This window comes from Streptomyces sp. NPDC057963 (assembly GCF_042887155.1).
GTDB lineage: Bacteria > Actinomycetota > Actinomycetes > Streptomycetales > Streptomycetaceae > Streptomyces.
The window spans coordinates 36,665-54,451 of the sequence record NZ_JBHVPX010000003.1; the positions used below are offsets into that span (position 1 = coordinate 36,665).

General features: G+C 71.1%; 18 protein-coding genes. 4 read left to right on the top strand and 14 right to left on the bottom strand.

The window, feature by feature from the left end; all coding sequences use genetic code 11:
* The first annotated feature begins 260 nt into the window (after positions 1-260).
* The gene (locus ACFVT1_RS07340) at positions 261-1,775 is read left to right on the top strand and encodes a DUF4157 domain-containing protein (RefSeq protein WP_389793398.1); all 1,515 of its coding nucleotides are present in this window, start codon (positions 261-263) and stop codon (positions 1,773-1,775) included.
* Positions 1,776-1,967: 192 nt separating this feature from the next.
* On the opposite strand, the gene ACFVT1_RS07345 is transcribed toward ACFVT1_RS07340, so the two are convergent.
* From ACFVT1_RS07345 to ACFVT1_RS07400, 12 genes are all read right to left on the bottom strand, one after another.
* Positions 1,968-2,870 (bottom strand): MauE/DoxX family redox-associated membrane protein, encoded by a 903-nt coding sequence (locus ACFVT1_RS07345; RefSeq protein WP_389793399.1) that lies wholly within the window; start codon positions 2,868-2,870, stop codon positions 1,968-1,970.
* A 31-nt stretch (positions 2,871-2,901) separates the two neighbouring features.
* On the bottom strand, positions 2,902-3,516 hold the full coding sequence (locus ACFVT1_RS07350; protein ID WP_389793400.1) for a cell wall protein: 615 nt from the start codon (positions 3,514-3,516) through the stop codon (positions 2,902-2,904).
* 11 nt (positions 3,517-3,527) lie between these two features.
* Positions 3,528-3,950 carry a hypothetical protein gene (locus ACFVT1_RS07355; protein WP_389793401.1) on the bottom strand — a complete coding sequence of 141 codons (423 nt, stop codon included), beginning with the start codon at positions 3,948-3,950 and terminating at the stop codon, positions 3,528-3,530.
* Positions 3,951-4,282: 332 nt separating this feature from the next.
* Positions 4,283-5,710 carry an RtcB family protein gene (locus ACFVT1_RS07360; protein WP_389793403.1) on the bottom strand — a complete coding sequence of 476 codons (1,428 nt, stop codon included), beginning with the start codon at positions 5,708-5,710 and terminating at the stop codon, positions 4,283-4,285.
* Between the two features lie 5 nt (positions 5,711-5,715).
* Positions 5,716-6,699, bottom strand: coding sequence for a CapA family protein (locus ACFVT1_RS07365; protein WP_389793404.1), 984 nt, complete (start codon positions 6,697-6,699; stop codon positions 5,716-5,718).
* A 22-nt stretch (positions 6,700-6,721) separates the two neighbouring features.
* The gene (locus ACFVT1_RS07370; RefSeq protein WP_389793406.1) at positions 6,722-7,183 is read right to left on the bottom strand and encodes an archease; all 462 of its coding nucleotides are present in this window, start codon (positions 7,181-7,183) and stop codon (positions 6,722-6,724) included.
* A 781-nt stretch (positions 7,184-7,964) separates the two neighbouring features.
* Positions 7,965-8,729 carry an ABC transporter ATP-binding protein gene (locus ACFVT1_RS07375; RefSeq protein WP_389793407.1) on the bottom strand — a complete coding sequence of 255 codons (765 nt, stop codon included), beginning with the start codon at positions 8,727-8,729 and terminating at the stop codon, positions 7,965-7,967.
* Positions 8,729-9,526, bottom strand: coding sequence for an ATP-binding cassette domain-containing protein (locus ACFVT1_RS07380; protein ID WP_389793408.1), 798 nt, complete (start codon positions 9,524-9,526; stop codon positions 8,729-8,731). Before ACFVT1_RS07380 ends, ACFVT1_RS07375 begins: the two co-directional genes overlap by 1 nt.
* Positions 9,523-10,350: an ABC transporter permease gene (locus ACFVT1_RS07385; protein ID WP_389794041.1), complete on the bottom strand. Its 828-nt coding sequence runs from the start codon at positions 10,348-10,350 to the stop codon at positions 9,523-9,525. Before ACFVT1_RS07385 ends, ACFVT1_RS07380 begins: the two co-directional genes overlap by 4 nt.
* 5 nt (positions 10,351-10,355) lie before the next feature.
* Positions 10,356-11,321: an ABC transporter permease gene (locus ACFVT1_RS07390; RefSeq protein WP_389793409.1), complete on the bottom strand. Its 966-nt coding sequence runs from the start codon at positions 11,319-11,321 to the stop codon at positions 10,356-10,358.
* On the bottom strand, positions 11,321-12,838 hold the full coding sequence (locus ACFVT1_RS07395; RefSeq protein WP_389793410.1) for an ABC transporter substrate-binding protein: 1,518 nt from the start codon (positions 12,836-12,838) through the stop codon (positions 11,321-11,323). The genes ACFVT1_RS07390 and ACFVT1_RS07395 overlap by 1 nt, the downstream gene beginning before the upstream one ends.
* Before the next feature lie 47 nt (positions 12,839-12,885).
* Positions 12,886-13,626 carry a DUF1684 domain-containing protein gene (locus ACFVT1_RS07400; protein ID WP_389793411.1) on the bottom strand — a complete coding sequence of 247 codons (741 nt, stop codon included), beginning with the start codon at positions 13,624-13,626 and terminating at the stop codon, positions 12,886-12,888.
* A gap of 490 nt (positions 13,627-14,116) precedes the next feature.
* On the opposite strand from ACFVT1_RS07400, the gene ACFVT1_RS07405 reads away from it, so the two are divergent.
* Positions 14,117-15,271 carry a PP2C family protein-serine/threonine phosphatase gene (locus ACFVT1_RS07405; RefSeq protein WP_389793412.1) on the top strand — a complete coding sequence of 385 codons (1,155 nt, stop codon included), beginning with the start codon at positions 14,117-14,119 and terminating at the stop codon, positions 15,269-15,271.
* 195 nt (positions 15,272-15,466) lie between these two features.
* Here the strand turns inward: ACFVT1_RS07405 and ACFVT1_RS07410 are convergent, their stop codons facing one another.
* Together ACFVT1_RS07410 and ACFVT1_RS07415 are read right to left on the bottom strand one after the other, a co-directional pair.
* Positions 15,467-16,198 carry a fibronectin type III-like domain-contianing protein gene (locus ACFVT1_RS07410; protein ID WP_389793413.1) on the bottom strand — a complete coding sequence of 244 codons (732 nt, stop codon included), beginning with the start codon at positions 16,196-16,198 and terminating at the stop codon, positions 15,467-15,469.
* Between the two features lie 63 nt (positions 16,199-16,261).
* Complete coding sequence (locus tag ACFVT1_RS07415; protein ID WP_389794043.1) at positions 16,262-16,486, bottom strand: sulfatase-like hydrolase/transferase; 225 nt, start codon at positions 16,484-16,486, stop codon at positions 16,262-16,264.
* A gap of 16 nt (positions 16,487-16,502) precedes the next feature.
* Between ACFVT1_RS07415 and ACFVT1_RS07420 the strand changes: the two genes are divergently transcribed.
* Together ACFVT1_RS07420 and ACFVT1_RS07425 are read left to right on the top strand one after the other, a co-directional pair.
* A complete protein-coding gene (locus tag ACFVT1_RS07420) occupies positions 16,503-16,841 on the top strand; it encodes a hypothetical protein (RefSeq protein WP_389793414.1) in 339 nt (112 codons plus the stop codon).
* Between the two features lie 8 nt (positions 16,842-16,849).
* On the top strand, positions 16,850-17,668 hold the full coding sequence (locus ACFVT1_RS07425; protein WP_389793416.1) for an isocitrate lyase/phosphoenolpyruvate mutase family protein: 819 nt from the start codon (positions 16,850-16,852) through the stop codon (positions 17,666-17,668).
* The last annotated feature ends 119 nt before the right edge of the window (positions 17,669-17,787 follow it).

Sequence of the window (17,787 nt, forward strand, 5' to 3'; positions counted from 1 at the left end):
CCCGCAGCCCGGCCGGCCCAGCCATCGGCGGCAGTGCCCAGGGCGTGACATGGTGGCCGCGGCGCGGCGCTCGGCCGCGCGGCACGCGTATGTGACCGACCTCCGCGTGCCGGTCTCGCGCCATCAGCGCTCAGTCTTCGATGCGAAGGAACATCCGGTGCCCCGAAGGGACAATCAACAGTGCCTTCGCCTCCCTACCAGGAGGCCCCGACGGCGCGGTATTCAGGGGAAGTCGGCTCCACCCAAGGAAAGGCCCGCTCATGCGCGCAACCGACTTCGGCAGAACGTCGGACGAGAAGGCGGTCCCCCGCACCGTCGCACCCACTGCTCAGCCCCCTCGGGGACTCCTCCCGCTCCAGAGCGCCGTCGGCAACGAGGTCGTGCTGCGTATGCTCCAACGGTCCGGCCGCCCGGTCACGCAGCATCAGCACGACGCCGGTTGCGGCGACCAGGCGGCCCCGGCCGCCGGGCGTGCCGGGGCTCCGGCGCCGGTACAGCGCTCCGCCGTCCACGACGTACTGTCGGGTTCGGGCCGGCCCATCGACAGCCGGCTGCGGGCGGAGATGGAGAGCAGGCTCGGCGAGGATTTCTCCGACGTACGTCTGCACACCGGGGCCGCCGCTCAGCGCTCCGCGGCCGCGATCGGCGCCCGTGCCTACACCTCGGGGAACAAGGTCGTCATCGGCGATGGCGGCGCCGACAAGCACACCCTGGCCCATGAACTCACCCACGTGATCCAGCAGCGCCGGGGTCCGGTGACCGGGACCGGGAACGGTGAGGGCCTGGCCATCAGCGATCCGTCCGACCGGTTCGAACGCGAGGCCGAGGCGGTAGCCACCGAGGCGATGAGGACACCGGCGCGGGATGCCGGTGCCTCCCCGCTCACGGCGGCGCCGGCCGGCAGCGGTAGCACCGCCGCCCCGGTCCAGCGGGTCGACGACAAGAAATCCAGGCAGCAGGAGAAGGACCGCTGGAAGCCCGGCGGCGGAGCAGCGGACACCCCGGCCCGGAGCGGCCCGGTCAGTCTCGACCAGGAGAAGGTCCAGGAGCGGATGGGCTACGTGTGCCAGCTGCTCTACGCGGGCCGGGTGAGCGGTGATGCGGCCGCCACCATGGAGAAGTGGCTCGGGCGGCTCAAGGTGGACGGGCTCTGCGGCGGCTGGGTGACGATCCACCAGCACGAGCCGATCTGGCTGGAGGCGTTGTGGGAGGCGCTGGTCGCCTGGGAGCCCGAGGGGAGGCGCGACGAGCCTGTTGCGAAGGACCTCGAACAGCTCGGGACACTGCTGCGCCGGGGTCGCGTCGGTGACGTGGGCGAGGAGGTCAAGGAGGTCGTCATCGCCATCAGCACGGCCTGGAACGTGATGCGCGAGCTCGAACCCGAGGCCGGGTACGCGGATGTGACGGACCTCCTCGGCGATTCGACGGTCGCGCCGAAGAGCTACGGCGGGTGGGATTCCGGCGAGCTGGAGACGATCACCTGCCCGGTGGAAGAAGCCGGGGAGAGGCTGACCTCCCACATCATCGCCGCTACGCAATTCAACCAGGACAAGGGCAGCAAGCAGTACTACGCGCGGATCGAGACGCCGACCCACCACATGGGTGTGCGGCTGGCGCGCGACAAGAACTCCCGGCAGGTGAGGGTCTGCGAGACGGAGGTGACCGGCATCGTCCCCTGTGCCTCGTGGCGCGAGGTGCAGGCCGCTCTGCAGAACGGCTGCAACGGGCATGCGGAGGAGACGATCAGGCTGGAGGTCACGGTCTCCCGCCACTGAGGGCTGTCCCGATCCGGGCCCTGCACATCCGCCTGTGCCGGGCAACGCATTGCCCGTCGCCCCGATGTCCTCGCAGCTGAACTCCGCTGCGCGCCCGGCGATCGGGATCCGCGCGGGCAGGACGCCCGTCCCCCCGTGAGGTGGCCGGGCGTCCGGACCGGGTCGAGGTGTCCGTCCGTGGCGTCCGTGGCGTCAGCCCGCCATCGGCAGGCCCCTTCGCGACGGCACCGCGTTGAGTTCGTCCGTGGCCACCGTCTCCCCGCTCTCCGCGTCGACGTAACCGACACGGACGATCGGGTCGTCACCGGTGTCGCGCCCGAGTGTGGCGTCGAGTGCGAACACCACCGCGACCGGGCGCGCGTTCTCCCGGTCCCCGTACACACCCGAGTACTGGAGAATGCGCCAGCCGCCGTCCTCCCAGTGATCCAGCAGGGCGGACCGGACCACGGGTGCGGCGGCCTGCCAGGCAAGGGAGTTCTCCAGGAGTTCGACGCTCGCTGCGACCGGCACCTGGTTCCGCCCGGCGGTACCGAGAAGCGGGTGGCCGAAGACGCGCAGCCTCGTCCGGCGCAGCGGCAGCAGCCACCACCGGTCGAGGTCGGCCGAGAGGGCGACCAGAACCGCCGCCGCCCCGGCCAGGAAGACAAGGGCACCGGCGGACCGCCCGGAGAGCGCCGACCACCAGGTGTCCTGTGCCACCGCCGCCGTGACCCCGCCGACGACCACGACCGCCGCCCGTGCGAACGCCCGCCAGGTGATGGGGGTGTCGTCACTGGCCGAGCAGCCGCAGGAGGACTCCGGTGCCACGGTCCGGCCGTAGCCGAGGTAGCCGAGGAAGCCCGTGCCCAGGGCCGCGGCGGCGGCCCCCGGCACCGGGTTCGCCGGGACCGCCAGCAGCCCAGCGGCGATCAGGAGTTCACCCGCACCGGTCGCGCGCAGCACCGTCGTGGCCCGCTCACTGCTGCGCAGCATGCGGGCGAGCGCCGTCTTCGGCGCCTGCTGTGCAGTGCCCCGGCCGAACGCCTTGACCACTCCGGTCCACCCGAGCAGGCCCGCGAGGACCAGCGGGGCGAGGCTCGTTGTCAGTGACAGCATCTCTTCCTCTCTCTGTGTCCTTGGGTCTGCATCAGTGCCCGACGGAGATGCGGACGACGTCCACGGAGTTGTCGGACGGCCGCCAGGCACCGAGCACCTGGGCGCTCTGCCCGATGCGCAGCCGGGACAGGTCGGACGTCAGTGCGCGGCCGGCGTAGGAGGCGCTGGCGTCCGGGGCGATGTGGCCGACCAGTTCGTGCTGCCCATGGGCGAGATGCAGTCGGTTCTTCGCGATGCCGCGGATCTGCGTCTGCAGATTCACGATGTTCACCCAGACCGCGTCGGCGGCCACGGTGCCGTCGGGCATCTTGACGCCGCGTGCGTAGAGCCCGTCGCCGACGTCGATCACTTCGGCCGTGGCGGCGCGCACTTTCCACACGCTGGTGACGTTGGTCATCTGCACCCGGGAGTGGCCGCCGTTGGATCCGGCCACCTCCAGGATGCTGCCGGTGATGCCCGTGATGCGGCCCTCCACAAAGGCGGACCTGGCTATCGCTGGGTCGAGCGGGGGTTCCGCGGCGAATGCGGCCTCGGCGTCGAGGCCGCCGAGCGCGGTCGCGCCGATGATGGTCGCGCCGCCGAGGGCGGCGTTGGTGAGGAAGCGCCGCCGGCGCATCCCGTCGGCCCGGTCGTGTCGTACGGTCATGCCGGCGCTCCTCACTCGTAGATGTAGACCGGCAGCTTGCCCGAGCTCAGGTTGCCGATCGCCGAGAAGGCGGCCGGGGTCAGGTCGAGGACGCGGTTGGTGCGGCAGGTGCCGTTGCAGCAAGTCGCCTCGCCGCACCAGTCCTTGGTGCGCGGGCCGCAGTCGGTGATCGTGATGCACACCGTCGCGCCCGAGCACTGGTGCTTGACGTTCATCACCGCGCCGCAGCCGCGTCTGGGTATGTTCTCGCCGCAGAGGTCGGGCCGGGTGATGTCCCAGCACGCCTGCGAGGCGTTGGGCCACGCGCCGTGGTGTGCGCTGGACTGGCAGGTGCCGCAGGCGCCGCCGCCGGCACTGGAACACGGTCCCCAGGCGTTGCCACAGCAGAACCAGCTGGTTTCGCCGGCCCACAGGCTGGTTGATCCGCAAGCCATCGTGTTGCCCTCCTCGGAAATTGACGAGTGCATGACAAATATGGACTCAATCGTCGACCCGATGCATGAAGGAGGATGTTCGCGATCCGGCCGAGGAAGCGTGTCCGAGCGAAGCAACTCAATGATGCGCGTAGACAAGCCACTTGTACAGACGGCCGCGTTCCGCACGGTCGAACGCCTCGCTCCCCGTCGACCGACGGGGCGAAGCCGTCCGCGCGGCACGCCGGCACTCGACTTCCTGGCCCCGGCCGCTCGTCGCGGACACCGGGCGCACGGACGAGGCCCCCGGAGAAGCTGCACCGATCCGTGATCCGTCCCGCTTCGTACCGGGCTCATCCCTTGACTACGCCCAGCGGCACCAGGCGGGCGATCGGCCGGGCGAGTCCGGCGCCCTCGGTGACGGCGACGACCGCGTCGACGTCCTTGTACGCCTGCGGTGCCTCCTCCGCGAGGCCGCGCCACGAGGAGGGCCGTACGGCGATGCCCCGGGCCTCCAGCTCGCCGCGAAGCCGCTCCCCACGGACCTTCCGCAGCGCCTGGTGCCGGCTCCAGACCCGGCCGGCGCCGTGGCAGGCGGAGTGGAAGGCATCGTTGCCGGGCAGGCCGACCATCACGTACGAGGCGGTGCCCATGGTCCCGGGGACCAGTACCGGCTGGCCCGCCCGGACGAGGTCCTCCGGCAGGCTCGGGTCGCCGGGCGGCAGCGCACGCGTCGCGCCCTTGCGGTGGACGCACAGGGGACGTGCCACACCGTCCACTTCATGGGTCTCGATTTTGGCGGTGTTGTGCGAGATGTCGTAGACCAGCTCCAGACCGGCTCCCGCAGCGGTCGCGAAGGCGTGGCGGGCGGCTTCGGACAGCAGCTGGCGGTTGGCCCGGCCGTAATTGGCGGCCGCAGCCATCGCCCCGAGGTAGGCGCGGCCCCGCGGCGAGTCGACCGGCGTACAGGCCAGCTGCCGGTCCGGGACCTGGATGCCGTGCCGGTGCAGCTCCTGGTCCATCACGCGGACATGGTCGGTGCACACCTGGTGCCCCAGACCGCGCGAGCCGCAGTGGATCATGACGCACACCTGACCCGCCCGCAGCCCGAAGGCCGCCGCGGTGACCGGGTCGTAGACCTGGTCCACCGCCTGGAGCTCCAGGAAATGGTTGCCCGAGCCGAGGCTTCCCACCTGGTGGAGGCCGCGCTCGACGGCGCGTGCACTCACCTGCCCCGGGGCCGCGCCGTCCAGGACGCCGTAGTCTTCGCAGCGGGTGAGGTCGCGCGGCACACCGTGGCCGTGCTCGACCGCGTACCGAGCGCCGCCGACCAGCAGCTCGTCCATCTCCCGGGCCCCCGACAGCTTCCACAGACCGCCACGGCCCATACCGCGCGGGATAGTGCTGTCGAGGATGTCCATGAGCCGCCGCGTCCGGTCGTGGCCGAGCGCCTCGCGGTCGATGCCGGCGGCCAGCAACCGTACGCCGCAGGAGATGTCGAAACCGACACCGCCGGGCGAGACGACCCCGCCGTGGTCGATGTCGGTGGCGGCCACCCCGCCGATCGGGAAGCCGTAGCCCCAGTGGATGTCGGGCATGGCGAAGGAGGCGCGGACGATGCCGGGCAGCGTCGCCACGTTCGCCACCTGGTCCAGCGCCTTGTCCCCCGACGCCTGCGGCAGCAGCGCCCGCGAGGCGAACACGACCCCGGGGACACGCATCGGCCCCCGCTGCTCCATCCGGAAGCGGTACGGGCTGCTCTCCAGCAGTGCGATCTCCACGTCCTTCACCTCCAGTCGACCGTCAGCCGTCCCGCCCGATCGGCGACGACGGTGCCGAACTCGGTGCAGGCGGTGGTGAGCCGGTCGCGGATCCACTCCCGGTCCTCACCGCTCGCCAGACGGGTGTGGCAGTAGTCCAGGGCCAGTGGCACCGCCCTCACCCGGGCGGGAACCAGGTGCGCGGCATCCGGGCCGTCCAGGGTCACCAGGAAGAGGAGCCCGAGGTCGTTGCGCAGGACCGGGTCGACGGCGTAGTCGTCGACGAAGTCGCCCAGGTCGTAGAGGATCCGGTCGGCGATCCCGTGGAAGACGTGGGCGGAGTGCCCGGCGACCAGCGTCGCTCCCGCCGCCAGCAGCTCCGGGGCCGCGGCCGAGACGTGGTGCGGCGGCCGGGAGGTCATGTTGGGGCCCCAGTGCGGGGTGACCAGCACGACATCCGCGGCCGCGGCGGCCCGGCCCACCGACTCCGTCAGCCAGCCGGGCACCCCTGCGTGGAGATCCGCCCAGGCCACACCGGGACGGTCCGCCCCGGCCGCATATTCCTGCGGATGGTCCGTGACCCCCACCACCGCGAGCCGGACATCGCCGGCCTCCAGCACCGCGAACTCCCGGGCCGCTCGCACGTTCGCCCCGGCGCCGACCGTGTGGACGCCGGCCCCGGCCAGCAGGGAGCGGGTGTCGGCCATGGCGTCGAATCCGTAGTCCAGGGCGTGGTTGTTGGCGAGCGTCGCACAGTCCACCCCCAGCTCGGCCAGCACCTTCGCGGCGGCGGAGGGCGCGCGGAAGAAGAAGGCCTTTCGCGGGTCGGGCCGGCGGTGCCCGCGGTCGGAGACACAGCACTCCAGATTGAGCAGGAACAGGTCCGCCTCCGCGAGCGCTTCCCTGACCCCCGTGGAGACCAGCGTCCCCGGCACCGGCGAGCGGCGCAGTTCCTCGGCGACGTTGCGCCCGAGCATGGTGTCGCCCGCCAGTGCCACTGTGAGCGCCATGATCTGCCCCTTCCCTGCCCCCTCAGACGTCGAGGGTCACCCGGCAGGTCCAGCCGCCGGGGCCGCCCCGCAGGCGCAGGCCGTGCAGTGAGACGGCCTTCGGTACCGCACCGACCGCGACAGCGGTCCCGGCGTCGGCCATGCGGAAGCGGACCGACAGGCCCCTGCCGTCCCCCGCCGCCCGGATCGCCCCCACCTCCACATCGAGCGGGATCTCGTCGTCGGCATCCATCCGGTAGACGACCTCCTCCAGGACGGACACCAGCAGATCCTCATCGGATTCCGCCGTGGTCGTGTATGCGCGGTCCCCGAGGACTGCGGCCCCGGACGTGTCGGCGAACCCCTCCACCACCCCGCGCACAGCCTCGCCGATGCAGCCCGCGGCCGTCGGCGACCATGCCTCCACCTGCATGTCCGCGGTGTGCGGCACGGCCCGGTGACCACTCGCGCCAGGCTGCTTCCCCGCAGGTTTCCGACCGTCCACGGCCGGTGCCTCTCCGTCGTCTCCGTATGCACAGCCCGAGGCCGGCTTTCCCGGGCAGCAGGCCATGCCCCTTCCAGGGTCGTCCCGTACGCCGCTCCGGGGCAACCTCCGCGAGGCGCGGCCACCCGCCGCCGCCGTCCCGGCCACGAGCAGGCGCGCTCCGCGCCGCAATGGCGACGCGGCTCGGAGCGGCCGGTCGCGGTGCACGGCCCGGAAACCGGAGGGAAGGAAGGACCCGTGGGGAGGCGGAGCACGCCGCCGGGGTCGGGGCAGCGAGGACGGTCGGCGATGCGGTCGTCGGCTGTCCCCGGCCGTCCCCGTGCTCCGTGGCGGCGACGTGGTCGCGGGGGGTCGTCCCAGGTGCCGTCGGCCGGATCGACAACGATGCCGTCCGGGTGCGGGCGGGCACGGTGGGGCCACCGCGCGCCGGTGCCCCGGCCGGCCCGGCTCGTGATCACGGTGCGGCGCGCCTCGACGTACGGTCCCGGGAAGCGCGGCTCCGCCCGGCCGGGCGAGCTTCTCCGGGTCGGCCGCCGGACACGAGGACGTCCCTGCGCGGGCGCGCCCCCTGCTCGGTTCTCTCGGTTCGTCCGTGCTCCACTCCGGAACGGGACCGGGGGAAGCCCGCGGAGCGCGAAGCCGGCCGGCGCCGCCGCCGCCGCGGGTCCGGACCCGCCCGCGTCCCGGGAGGCACCAGGGCTCCCCGCAGCGCCGACGACGGCCTCCGCTTCGGCCTCGCCCCCGTCACCGGCACCGGCACCGGCAGGCACGCACCCACCGGTCAAGCAGGCAGCCGGGGCACGCTTTCGACCAGGCGACGCGTGTACGGGTGTGCGGGAGAGCCCAGCACCTGTGCGGTATCGCCCTGTTCGACCATGCGGCCGTTCTCGAGGACGGCGGTGCGTTCGCACAGCGAGGCGACCACCGACAGGTCGTGGGAGACCATGACGAGGGTCAGGCCCTGCTCCTGCTTCAACTCGTTGAGCAGTTCCACGACTTTGACGCGAGTCGTGACGTCGAGAGCGCTGACGGGCTCGTCGGCGAGCAGCACGCGCGGGTCGCACACGGTCGCGCGGGCGATCGCGATGCGCTGGCGCTGGCCGCCGGAGAATTCGTGTGGATAGCGCTCCGCCGCGTCGGCCGGGAGTCCGACCCGCTGCAGGGCGTCGGCCACCTTGGGCACGGCGGTGACCCGGCTGTCGATACCCAGGGAACGCAGGGGTTCGGACACGATGCTTCCGACGCGCCGGCGCGGGTCCAGCGACGAGTACGGGTCCTGGAAGACGCACTGCACGCTGCGCCGGAAACGCCGCGTCTGCTTGCCGTCGCGCGGTTTCAGCTCCTCGCCGTCGAACCGGACGGTGCCGGAGGTCGGCCGGGCGAGTCCCAGCAGCAGTCGCAGCAGGGTGGTCTTGCCCGCGCCCGATTCGCCGACGAGGGCGAGGCTCTGCCCCGTCTCGACGGCGAGGGAGATGTCCTCGACGACGGGCGCGGCGTGTCCTCGGTAGCTGAAGGAGGCTCCGTTCAGCTCCAGTACGGGCGTCATCACGTGCTCCTCAGGTCCAGAGCTGATTCCAGCTGCCGCGCGCTTGCCACCAGCGCCTTGGTGTACTCCTCACGCGGGGTCCGCACGATCTCGCGAACGTCGCCCTCCTCGACGGCGCGGCCGTCCTTCATGACCAGGACGCGATCGGCGACCTTCGAGACGACCGCGAGGTCGTGGCTGACGAAGAGGACGGCCATGTCCCGTTCCCGTACGAGGGTGTCGAGCAGGTCGAGCATGTCCGACTGCACGGTGACGTCGAGGGCGGTGGTCGGCTCGTCCGCGATGAGCAGCTTCGGGTCGCAGGCCAGTGCCATGGCGAGGGCGATGCGCTGGCGCTGGCCGCCGGAGATCTCGTGCGGGAAGGCGCGGGCGATGCGCTCGGGTTCGGGCAGCCGCACCTGCTCCAGCGCTTCTCCGACCGACCGCTTCAGTTCGGCGCCCTTCAGCCCTCGCCTTCTGCTCAGCGGTTCGGCGATCTGCCGGCCGACGCGCATCAGGGGGTCGAGTGCGGTGAGTGGCTCCTGGAAGACGATGGCGGCGTCCCGGCCCCGTACACCCGCGAGCTGTTTCTCACCGGCGCCCACGATCTGGGTGCCGGCGAGCTCCGCGCTGCCGGTGACCGTCATGCCGTCGGGGAGCAGGCCGAGCACGGCGAGGGTGGTCAGCGATTTCCCGGAGCCCGACTCGCCGATGAGGCCGAGGCGTTCGCCGGGGGCCATGGTCAGCGAGAGGCCGTCGACGAGGATGTGCCCATCGGCCGTACGGATCGTGAGGTCGCGTACGTCAAGGATGTTCATGCGCGCCTCCGCCGGGCCGCGGGGTCGAGGGTGTCGCGCAGTCCGTCGGCGATGAGGTTCACGCCGATGACGAGCAGGACGAGAAGGATGCCCGGGGCCAGCGCGCCCGCCGGGGACGTGGTGAAGGTGGCCTGCGCCTCCTGGAGCATGCGGCCCCACGAGGCGTTGGGGGGCGGCGCTCCCAGACCCAGGTAGGACAGGCCGGCCTCGGCCAGCACCGCGAGGCCGAACTGGAGGGCCAGGTTGACCAGGAGCGTGGGCCAGATGTTGGGCAGCACGTGCCCGGCCACGATCCGCGGCCACGACGTGCCCGATGTGCGCGCGGCCGTGATGTAGTCCTGCGCCAGGACCCGCTTGACCAGGACCCGCACCAGCCGTGCCACGACCGCGCTCTGCGCGAGGCCGATCGCCAGCACGGCGGAGCCCAGTGTGGCCGAGCGGGCGGCGACGATGAGCATCGCCAGCAGCAGCGTCGGGAAGGCGATCAGGATGTCGAGGAACGCCGAGAGCGTGTCGTCGAGCCAGCCCTGTGCGAACGCGGCCAGCACTCCCAGGGTGCCGCCGAGGGCAGCGGCGATGAGGACCGATCCCAGGCCCGCTTCGAAGGCGATACGGGAGCCGGTCATCAGCTGGGTGAACAGATCGCGGCCGAGCTTGTCGGTGCCGAGCAGATGGCCCGCACCGGGGCCTGTGAGCCGTCCGCCGGATGTGTCGTCGGCGGCGTACGGGAGCCAGAGGAGCGAGACCAGCGCAAGCACGGCGATCAGGCCGGCCAGGACGCATCCGACGGTCAATGTGTACGAGCGCTTCGTCGACTGCTTCATCTGCTTCAACGGACGCCTCCCGAGAGCCTGCCGCGCAGCCGCGGATCGATGATCCGCTGTGCGAAGTCGGCCGTGAAGCCGATGATCAGCACCGCGAGCGTGGAGACGAACAGCACACCCTGGATCACCGGATAGTCGTGCTGCGCGATGCCGGTCGCGAGCAGGGAGCCGAGGCCCGGGAGCGCATACACGGACTCCACGACCACCGCGCCCAGCAGCGTGGACGCCAGCTCGATGCCGAGGATCGAGATCACCGGTACGGAGGCGTTGCGCAGCCCGTGCCGCCACATGGCCTGTCCGAACGACGAGCCCATGGCTCGGGCGGTGCGCAGATAGTCGCTGCCCAGCACGTCGAGTGCGGCCGACCTGACGTAGCGGATCAGCGAGGCGCTCATCACGAGCGCGATGGTGATCACGGGCAGGGCGAGTGAGCGGACCGCCTCGGCCGGCTGTGACCAGCCGTCCTGCGGGAAGCCGCCCGCGGGAAGCCAGCCGGCGTTCAGGGCGAAGACGGCGATGAGGATCATGCCGAGCCAGAACACGGGTACGGCGATGCCCAGTTGGGACACTCCGTTGAGCAGTGCGCCGTACCAGGTCCGGCGTCGGTGTGCGGCCACGAAGCCGACCGGAACGGCGATGAGCACCGCGAGGACGAAGGCGGCCAGCGTGAGCGGGACGGTGACGTTCAGCCGGGAGCCGATCTCCGGGCCGACCGGCAGCGAGCTGACGAACGACGTACCGAGGTCACCGCCGGCCAACTGCCCGATCCAGTGGAAGAACTGCTCGGGCAGCGGCTTGTCGGAGCCGATGGAGTGCCGCGCGGCCGCGATCTGCTCGGGACTGGCGCCCACGGAGGTGAGCGCGTTGGCGGGGTCGCCCGGCAGCATGCGCAGCAGCACGAACAGGACCACGCTTGCGAGCGCCAGCGAAACCAGCAGGAAGGCGAGACGGCGCAGAAGATATCGGGCCATCAGCCCTTCTTGATGTCGTAGGCGAAGAACTGGGAGTTGAGGCCGTTGACCGGGTAGCCGGACAGCTTGCTGTTGGCCACGACGATCTGCGGGTACAGGTACAGCCAGTCGCTGGCCGCGTCCTCGGCGGTCTTGCGGTTGACCTTCTTCAGGAGTTCGGTCTGCTCAGCGGTGCTGGACGCCTGCTCGGCCTCCTCGACCCACTGGGTGACCTGCTTGTTGTCGTAGCCCCAGTAGAAGTCGGGGTTGCCGTACCAGACCAGGTCGCGGTCGTTGACGTGTTCCTGGAGGGTGGCCGTGAAGTCGTGGTTCTTGTAGACCTTCGTGTACCACTCGTCCGGCGTGATCGTGTTGATCTTGACGGTGATGCCGACCTTGGCGAGCTGCGACTTGATGAAGGTCGCGGCGGTCGGGTGCGGGTCGTAGTTCGGGGTATCGAGGGTGAAGCTGAAACCGTTCTCGTATCCGGCCTCGGCAAGGAGCTTCTTGGCGCGCGCGGTGTCGTAACCGTTGACCTTGGTCAGGTCTTCGTACCACGGGTCGGTGGGCGGCACCATGGAGCCGATCGGCTTGCCGTAGCCGCCCCAGACGGACTCCAGCAGCTTCTTGTCGTCGATGGCGGCGGACACGGCCTGGCGGACCTTGACGTCCGTGAAGGGCTTGGCCTTGTCGTTGAAGGCGAGCAGCAGCTTGGTCGTCGAGTTGCCGTCGTTGACCTTGTAGTTCTGGTTGCTCTTGAACTGGTCGAGGGCATCGGGCGACTGCTCGCTCGTGACGACGTCGACCGCGTTGGTCAGCAACGCGTTGTTCAGCGCGGTGGCGTCCTTGTAGTAATGGAAGACGACCTGCTTGTTGGCGGCCGCGTCGCCCCAGTAGCCGGCGAACCGGTCGAGGCTGAGAGCGGAGCCGCGGGTCCACTTGTTCAGCTTGTACGGGCCGGTGCCGTCCTCGGTCGTCTTGAGGCCCTGCGCCTGGGAGTTGATGATCCAGACGTAGGAGAGGTTGTAGACGAAGGAGATCGACTTCTTCGATAGCTGGACCTGCACCGTGCGCGCGTCAGGGGTCTCGACCGACTTGACGACCTCGAGATTGCTCTTGCGCGCGGACTGCGAGTCCTTCGCGATCACCTTCTCCAGGCTGTACTTGACGTCCTGGCTGGTGAGCTTCTTGCCGCTGTGGAACTTCACGCCGTCGCGCAGGGTGAAGGTGTACGTGAGTCCGTCGCCGCTGACCTTGTAGTCCTGGGCGAGCAGCTTCTCGACCTTGCCGTCGTCGGTGAGCCTGAACAGCCCTTCGTACACATTGCCGTTGAGCGCCTCGGTGACGCCCTGACCACCGCCCGCGGTGTTGTCGAGATTCTGCGGCTCGTAGAGCGATCCGATGTTGACCGTGGCGTTCTTGTCGTGCGCCCCTCCGGCAGCACCGCCCGCCTGGGAGCCCCCGCCGCAAGCCGTCAGGGTCAGGGCGAGGGCGGCGGCGGTGGCTCCGCCGTACAGGGAAGTCTTCTTGATGCTCATGAGGAGTATGCGCTTTCGTGCTGCGAGGCGGAGGGGTGCGGGGGCGATCAGTGCTGTGCGGCGTAGCCGTCGCGGAAGACGGGCCGCTTCTCTCCGGCCTCTACGGGCAGGTGGAAACGGTTCTGCCGCGGCGGCATCGGACAGTTGTACTGGTCGGAGAAGCCGCAGGGGGGCACGAAGGCACGGTTGAAGTCGAGCAGGACGCGGCCCTCACCGGTGCGGGTGACGAAGAGGAAGCGCCCCGCGCCGTAGGTGATGTCGCCGTTGGTGGGGTCGCCGAAGACGAGCAGCAGGGTGCCGTCGTCGTCGAAGGCGCTCAGCGTGTAGTCCCGGCCGTCCAGGGTGAGCTGGATGTCTCCCGGAACGACGAGGTCCCGGGTGCCGCCGTTGTCCCGGATGTGCTCGAATCCGACCCGCCTGGCGCCTGGCACCGTGGTGTACGAGGCCTCCAGCACCCAGGCCGGGTCGTACGGGAAGGCGTCGGTGCGATCGAAGTTCTGGATCGCGGGAGACCGGGCGTCCCAGAACCGGAGACCGTACTCGGGCTCGCCGGTGACGGAATCGGTGCGCTCGACCGTGGTGACGATCACAGAATCCGGCTGTCCGGCTCGGGCCGCATCGAGGTCGGGGCGCTCACCCGCCGGAGCCCAGCAGGTCTCGACGAGGGCGAGATTCCCGGTGGCAGAGGTGACGGAGCGCCGCCGCTCGGCGCGCCATGCCTCCCAGTCCCCGGCGGGGTCGGTCGGCTGGTCGGGTACTACAGCGGCGTGGGACACGGCATTACTCATTCACGTAGGCATGCGTGGGCCGCCACGCCTCGAACGTTACGTTGCGTGATCTTTAGCCCAAAGGACCTTCTTTATCTTCCATAAGGCGAGCTAATGTCAAATTGGGCTGAATGGTGCGACCGAGCCGGAGCCGAGCCCATGGGGGTCCCGGTGTGAGCAACGGACCACCCGGTGCTCACACCGGCGCGTGTGGTGGTCGGCGCACAGGCTGGGGCATGAGGGCGAATCTCCGGGCCGGATCTGCTCCGACGGGACGCCGCGGTTGCCCGCCGGCCGTACCGGTCCTGACATGCCATGGGCTGGAGCAATGACCGGCCCGAAGCCGTAGGGCGCAGCAAGATGGTCGTTTTGACCATGTCTTGCGTCAGGAGTTCCGCGTGTACGGGTTGTGTGAGTGGACCTGCCGGGGGCACCGTCCGCGTACGGGCCACGCGGTGGCTCCGTGCTCCGGCGGGGCGGCGTCCGTGCTCGCTTCGCGCCGGAGGGAGCAGTGAGGTGGCCGGGCCGCCCCGGAGCGGCGGGCGACTGGACGGCGCAGCCTGGCAACGCGGGCCCGCAGGTGCCCGCCGCGCCCGCGTGGATGCGCTGGCTGCCCGCCTTCTACATCGCGGGCATCCTGGTGCTCGAACCCATCACGCCCGTGCAGTGGCCCGTGAGCTTCCTGCTCATCGCCCTCCCGGTGATCGCGGCCTTCGCCCACGGCCCCGTCGCCGTCGCTGCCGTCACCGTGTTCGCGATCGTCTTCGAAGGGGTCCTGGCCGGCACCCCGTGCTGCGCGGGCCGGACCGTGAGCTACGTGTGGGAGCGCCACTACGTGGCCGCCTACCTGTGCACCGCCCTGGTCGGTGTTCTCGGAACGATCCTGGCTGCCCACCGCGTGCGCCGGGAGCGCACCCTCGCCACCGTGCGTTTCGTGGCCGAGATCGCGCAGCATGTCCTGCTCAGCCCGGTCCCTCGCCGCATCGGCCCCATTCAGGTGGAAACCCTGTACCTGTCCGCTGCCGCGGAAGCACGCATCGGCGGCGACCTGTACGAGGCCGTCCCCACCACGTACGGACTCCGGCTGGTCATCGGCGACGTCCGTGGAAAGGGCCTCCTTGCCGTGGAGACGGCCGCCACCCTGCTCGGCGCCTTTCGTGAGGCCGCCCACGACGAGCCCGACCTCACCGACGTCGTCCGCCGGGTGGAGACCAGCATGAACCGCAGGTCCGCCCGCCTTGCCGGAAACGACACGGGCGAACGCTTCGTCACGGCCGTCTTCGCGGAGATCCCCCGCCGCCACGTGGTCCGCATCGTCAACTGCGGCCACCCCCCGCCCCTGCTCATCCGCTCCGACGAGGTCACCGAGCTGGAGACGGCCGACCCCGCACCGCCGCTCAACCTCGGCATGCTCCTCACCGAGAACTACCGGATCGACGAGTACCCCTTCCGCCCGGGCGACCAGTTGCTGCTCTACACCGACGGCGTCACCGAAGCACGCGACCCCGCGGGGGCCTTCTACCCCCTCCCCCAGCGTGTCCTCTCCTGGGGCCCCCTCCCGCCCCGGGAACTCCTCGACCGCCTCCACCGCGACCTCCTCGCCTACAGCAACAACCGCCTCCACGACGACACCGCGGCCCTCGCCGTCTACCACCTGCCCGACTGACGGCTGTCCCGTAGGCCGATCCACCAGGGACCACGGGACAGCCCTTGGCCACCGACACCCACCCCGCAGTCGGCCTCCCCATGGGCGGCCGGCATACGTGCGCAGCAGGCCGGCCGACGCCCGCGCCGCCACCGGCCGCTCCCCAGGGACGGACTGCGTGACGGTGGCGTGCCGTTCACGGAAGTCGCCGGAGCCTCATGCGCCTTCGGCGCGTACGTCGACGACGGCCGAGAGCCGGGTGTCGGTGGCACTGCGGCCGGCCAGGACCCGGTACGTGCCCGGGACCGCGCTCCAGCCGTCCGCACCCTCGTCCCAGAACCTGAAGACCCGTTCGGGAAGCCGGATCCCGGTCGTCACGGTCTCGCCCGGCCCCGCGGTGACGGTGGCGAATCCCGCGAGCCACCGCTCCGGCCGCTCCACGGCGTCGGGCCGAGGCGCGCGGCGAGCAGCAGGACGCGCCGTATGGGCCAGGGCGGGCAGGTCCACGTCGGGCCGACGCGGATCGGGAGCGGCCGGGACGACATCGGAGGTCTCCACCAGCCAGCGCAGCACGGCGTCGTGCAGGCGCCGCTCCACCTCGGCGTGTTCGGGGCGGCCCGCGGGGTTGGTGCACTCGTGCGGGTCCTCGGCGCGGTGGTACAGCTCGGGCCGCTCATACAGCCGCCACACGTACGTCCACTCCCGGTCCCGGACGGCGACGGCCCTGCCCGCCACGGTCGGATCTTCGTGCTGGAGCGCCGACTTCAGGTCGTACGGGAATGCGGCGTGCTCCATCCGCGACTCCTCCTCCACGGTGAACCCGCCCTCGGTGAAGGCGAGTTCGCGGTGGGGAGCCGCCGGATCGCGCAGCAGCGGCAGGAGGCTGCGGCCGAAGTGGCGATGAGGCGCGGGCACGCCCGCGAGATCGAGCACCGGTGGGCAGGACATCGACCATCTCCACCATCGCGTCGCATTCCCGGCCGCCCTCGCCGAGTCCGGGAGCGCTGATGATCAGCGGGTGATGCAGTCGTGCATCGCGGACGGCCACTTCTCGATCACCCCGTGGTCGCCGAGGTATTCACCGTGGTCGGCGAAGAAGAGGGTGACGGTGCGGGCCGCGGCACCGGCCTGCTCGACTGCCCGGGTGATCCTGCCGAGTTGGTCGTCCAGGCGGGAGGCCATTCCGTAGTACGCCGAGCTCAAGAACGCCGAGCTGGTGCCGCCGTTCTCCTTCACCAAGGAGGTGCCGCTGGTGAGAGTGCCGGGCCACGCCCTGTCCAACCCGTACGCCTTCGGGACCCTGCTCTACGATCTGGAAGCCGACCCGGGGCATCAACACCTCCTCGTCGACGACGAGTTGGAGCTGCGTATGGCGACGCTGCTCACCGACCTGCTGAGGGCGTCGGGCGCTCCGCGGGAGCAGTACATCCGTCTGGGCCTGCCCGAGTCCGACCCGGTCACCGAGGCGCATCTGCTCGCCCGGACGCAGAGCCTCCGGGCCGAGGCGTCCACCGCTCCCCCGCCCCGCCCGATCCGATGCCGACGCCCCTGTCGGATTCCTGCCAGACGGTGGGCGGCAGTCGATGTTTGACTGCTTCCATGACTTTTGCACAGCCGGACAACGCCCGTCTCTTCCGCTCCCTGCACACCCCGCCCGCGCCCCTCGCGCTCGCCAACGCCTGGGATGTTGCGAGCGCCCGTGTCATCGAGGCCGCGGGCGCCCCCGCGATCGCCACCACCAGTGCCGGCGTCGCCTGGTCCCTGGGGTGCCCGGACGGCGACGTCCTCACCCGCGACCGGGCGCTGAAGCTGATCGCCCGTATCGTCGCCGCCGTCGCCGTCCCGGTCACCGCTGACATCGAGGGCGGGTACGGGACGGACGCCGCCGGCGTTGCCGAGACCGTCGCCGGGGTGCTCGCGGCGGGCGCCGTCGGCGTCAACATCGAGGACGGCACCCGGCCTCCGTCAGAGCTCGCGACGCGGCTGGCCGCGGCCCGGCGGACGGCCGACCGGGCGGGCGCGGACCTGTTCCTCAACGCCCGTATCGACACCTTCCTGTTCGGGCTCGGCGACCCGGACACCCGGCTGAAGGAAACCCTGGACCGGGCGCACCGGTACGTCGATGCGGGCGCGGACGGCATCTTCGTCCCCGGCGTCACCGACACCACCACCATCGCGGCGCTGGCCGGGGGCATCCCCGTACCGCTGAACGTCATGGCCGGCCCCGGCGCCCCGGCCGTTGCCGAGCTCGGCGCCCTCGGGGTGGCTCGCGTCAGCCTCGGCTCGGGCGTGGCGCAGGCCGCCTACGCTGCCGCCCGTCGAGCCGCGCAGGAACTCTTCGGCACCGGCGGCTATGCCTCCCTCGCCGAAGGCATCGCCTTTCCCGAACTCGACGGACTGCTTTCCGAGACCCACTGACGCGCCCACCGGCCGGCCTCGCACACCAGGAGAAGCGACAGGCCTCCGGCTCACGACCCCCCGGAGCGCTCGGACACAACCATCCCGCCGATGCGGCGCTCCGGGGCAGGGTCCCCGTG

Excerpts from the sequence above, each read along its gene's own strand:
- ACFVT1_RS07410 (WP_389793413.1), bottom strand. The coding sequence starts at position 16,198 with ATGTCCTGCCCACCGGTGCTCGATCTCGCGGGCGTGCCCGCGCCTCAT.
- ACFVT1_RS07395 (WP_389793410.1), bottom strand. The coding sequence starts at position 12,838 with ATGAGCATCAAGAAGACTTCCCTGTACGGCGGAGCCACCGCCGCCGCC.
- ACFVT1_RS07375 (WP_389793407.1), bottom strand. The coding sequence starts at position 8,729 with ATGACGCCCGTACTGGAGCTGAACGGAGCCTCCTTCAGCTACCGAGGA.
- ACFVT1_RS07400 (WP_389793411.1), bottom strand. The coding sequence starts at position 13,626 with ATGAGTAATGCCGTGTCCCACGCCGCTGTAGTACCCGACCAGCCGACC.
- ACFVT1_RS07390 (WP_389793409.1), bottom strand. The coding sequence starts at position 11,321 with ATGGCCCGATATCTTCTGCGCCGTCTCGCCTTCCTGCTGGTTTCGCTG.
- ACFVT1_RS07380 (WP_389793408.1), bottom strand. The coding sequence starts at position 9,526 with ATGAACATCCTTGACGTACGCGACCTCACGATCCGTACGGCCGATGGG.
- ACFVT1_RS07350 (WP_389793400.1), bottom strand. The coding sequence starts at position 3,516 with ATGACCGTACGACACGACCGGGCCGACGGGATGCGCCGGCGGCGCTTC.
- ACFVT1_RS07345 (WP_389793399.1), bottom strand. The coding sequence starts at position 2,870 with ATGCTGTCACTGACAACGAGCCTCGCCCCGCTGGTCCTCGCGGGCCTG.
- ACFVT1_RS07355 (WP_389793401.1), bottom strand. The coding sequence starts at position 3,950 with ATGGCTTGCGGATCAACCAGCCTGTGGGCCGGCGAAACCAGCTGGTTC.
- ACFVT1_RS07425 (WP_389793416.1), top strand. The coding sequence starts at position 16,850 with ATGACTTTTGCACAGCCGGACAACGCCCGTCTCTTCCGCTCCCTGCAC.
- ACFVT1_RS07340 (WP_389793398.1), top strand. The coding sequence starts at position 261 with ATGCGCGCAACCGACTTCGGCAGAACGTCGGACGAGAAGGCGGTCCCC.
- ACFVT1_RS07365 (WP_389793404.1), bottom strand. The coding sequence starts at position 6,699 with ATGGCGCTCACAGTGGCACTGGCGGGCGACACCATGCTCGGGCGCAAC.
- ACFVT1_RS07385 (WP_389794041.1), bottom strand. The coding sequence starts at position 10,350 with ATGAAGCAGTCGACGAAGCGCTCGTACACATTGACCGTCGGATGCGTC.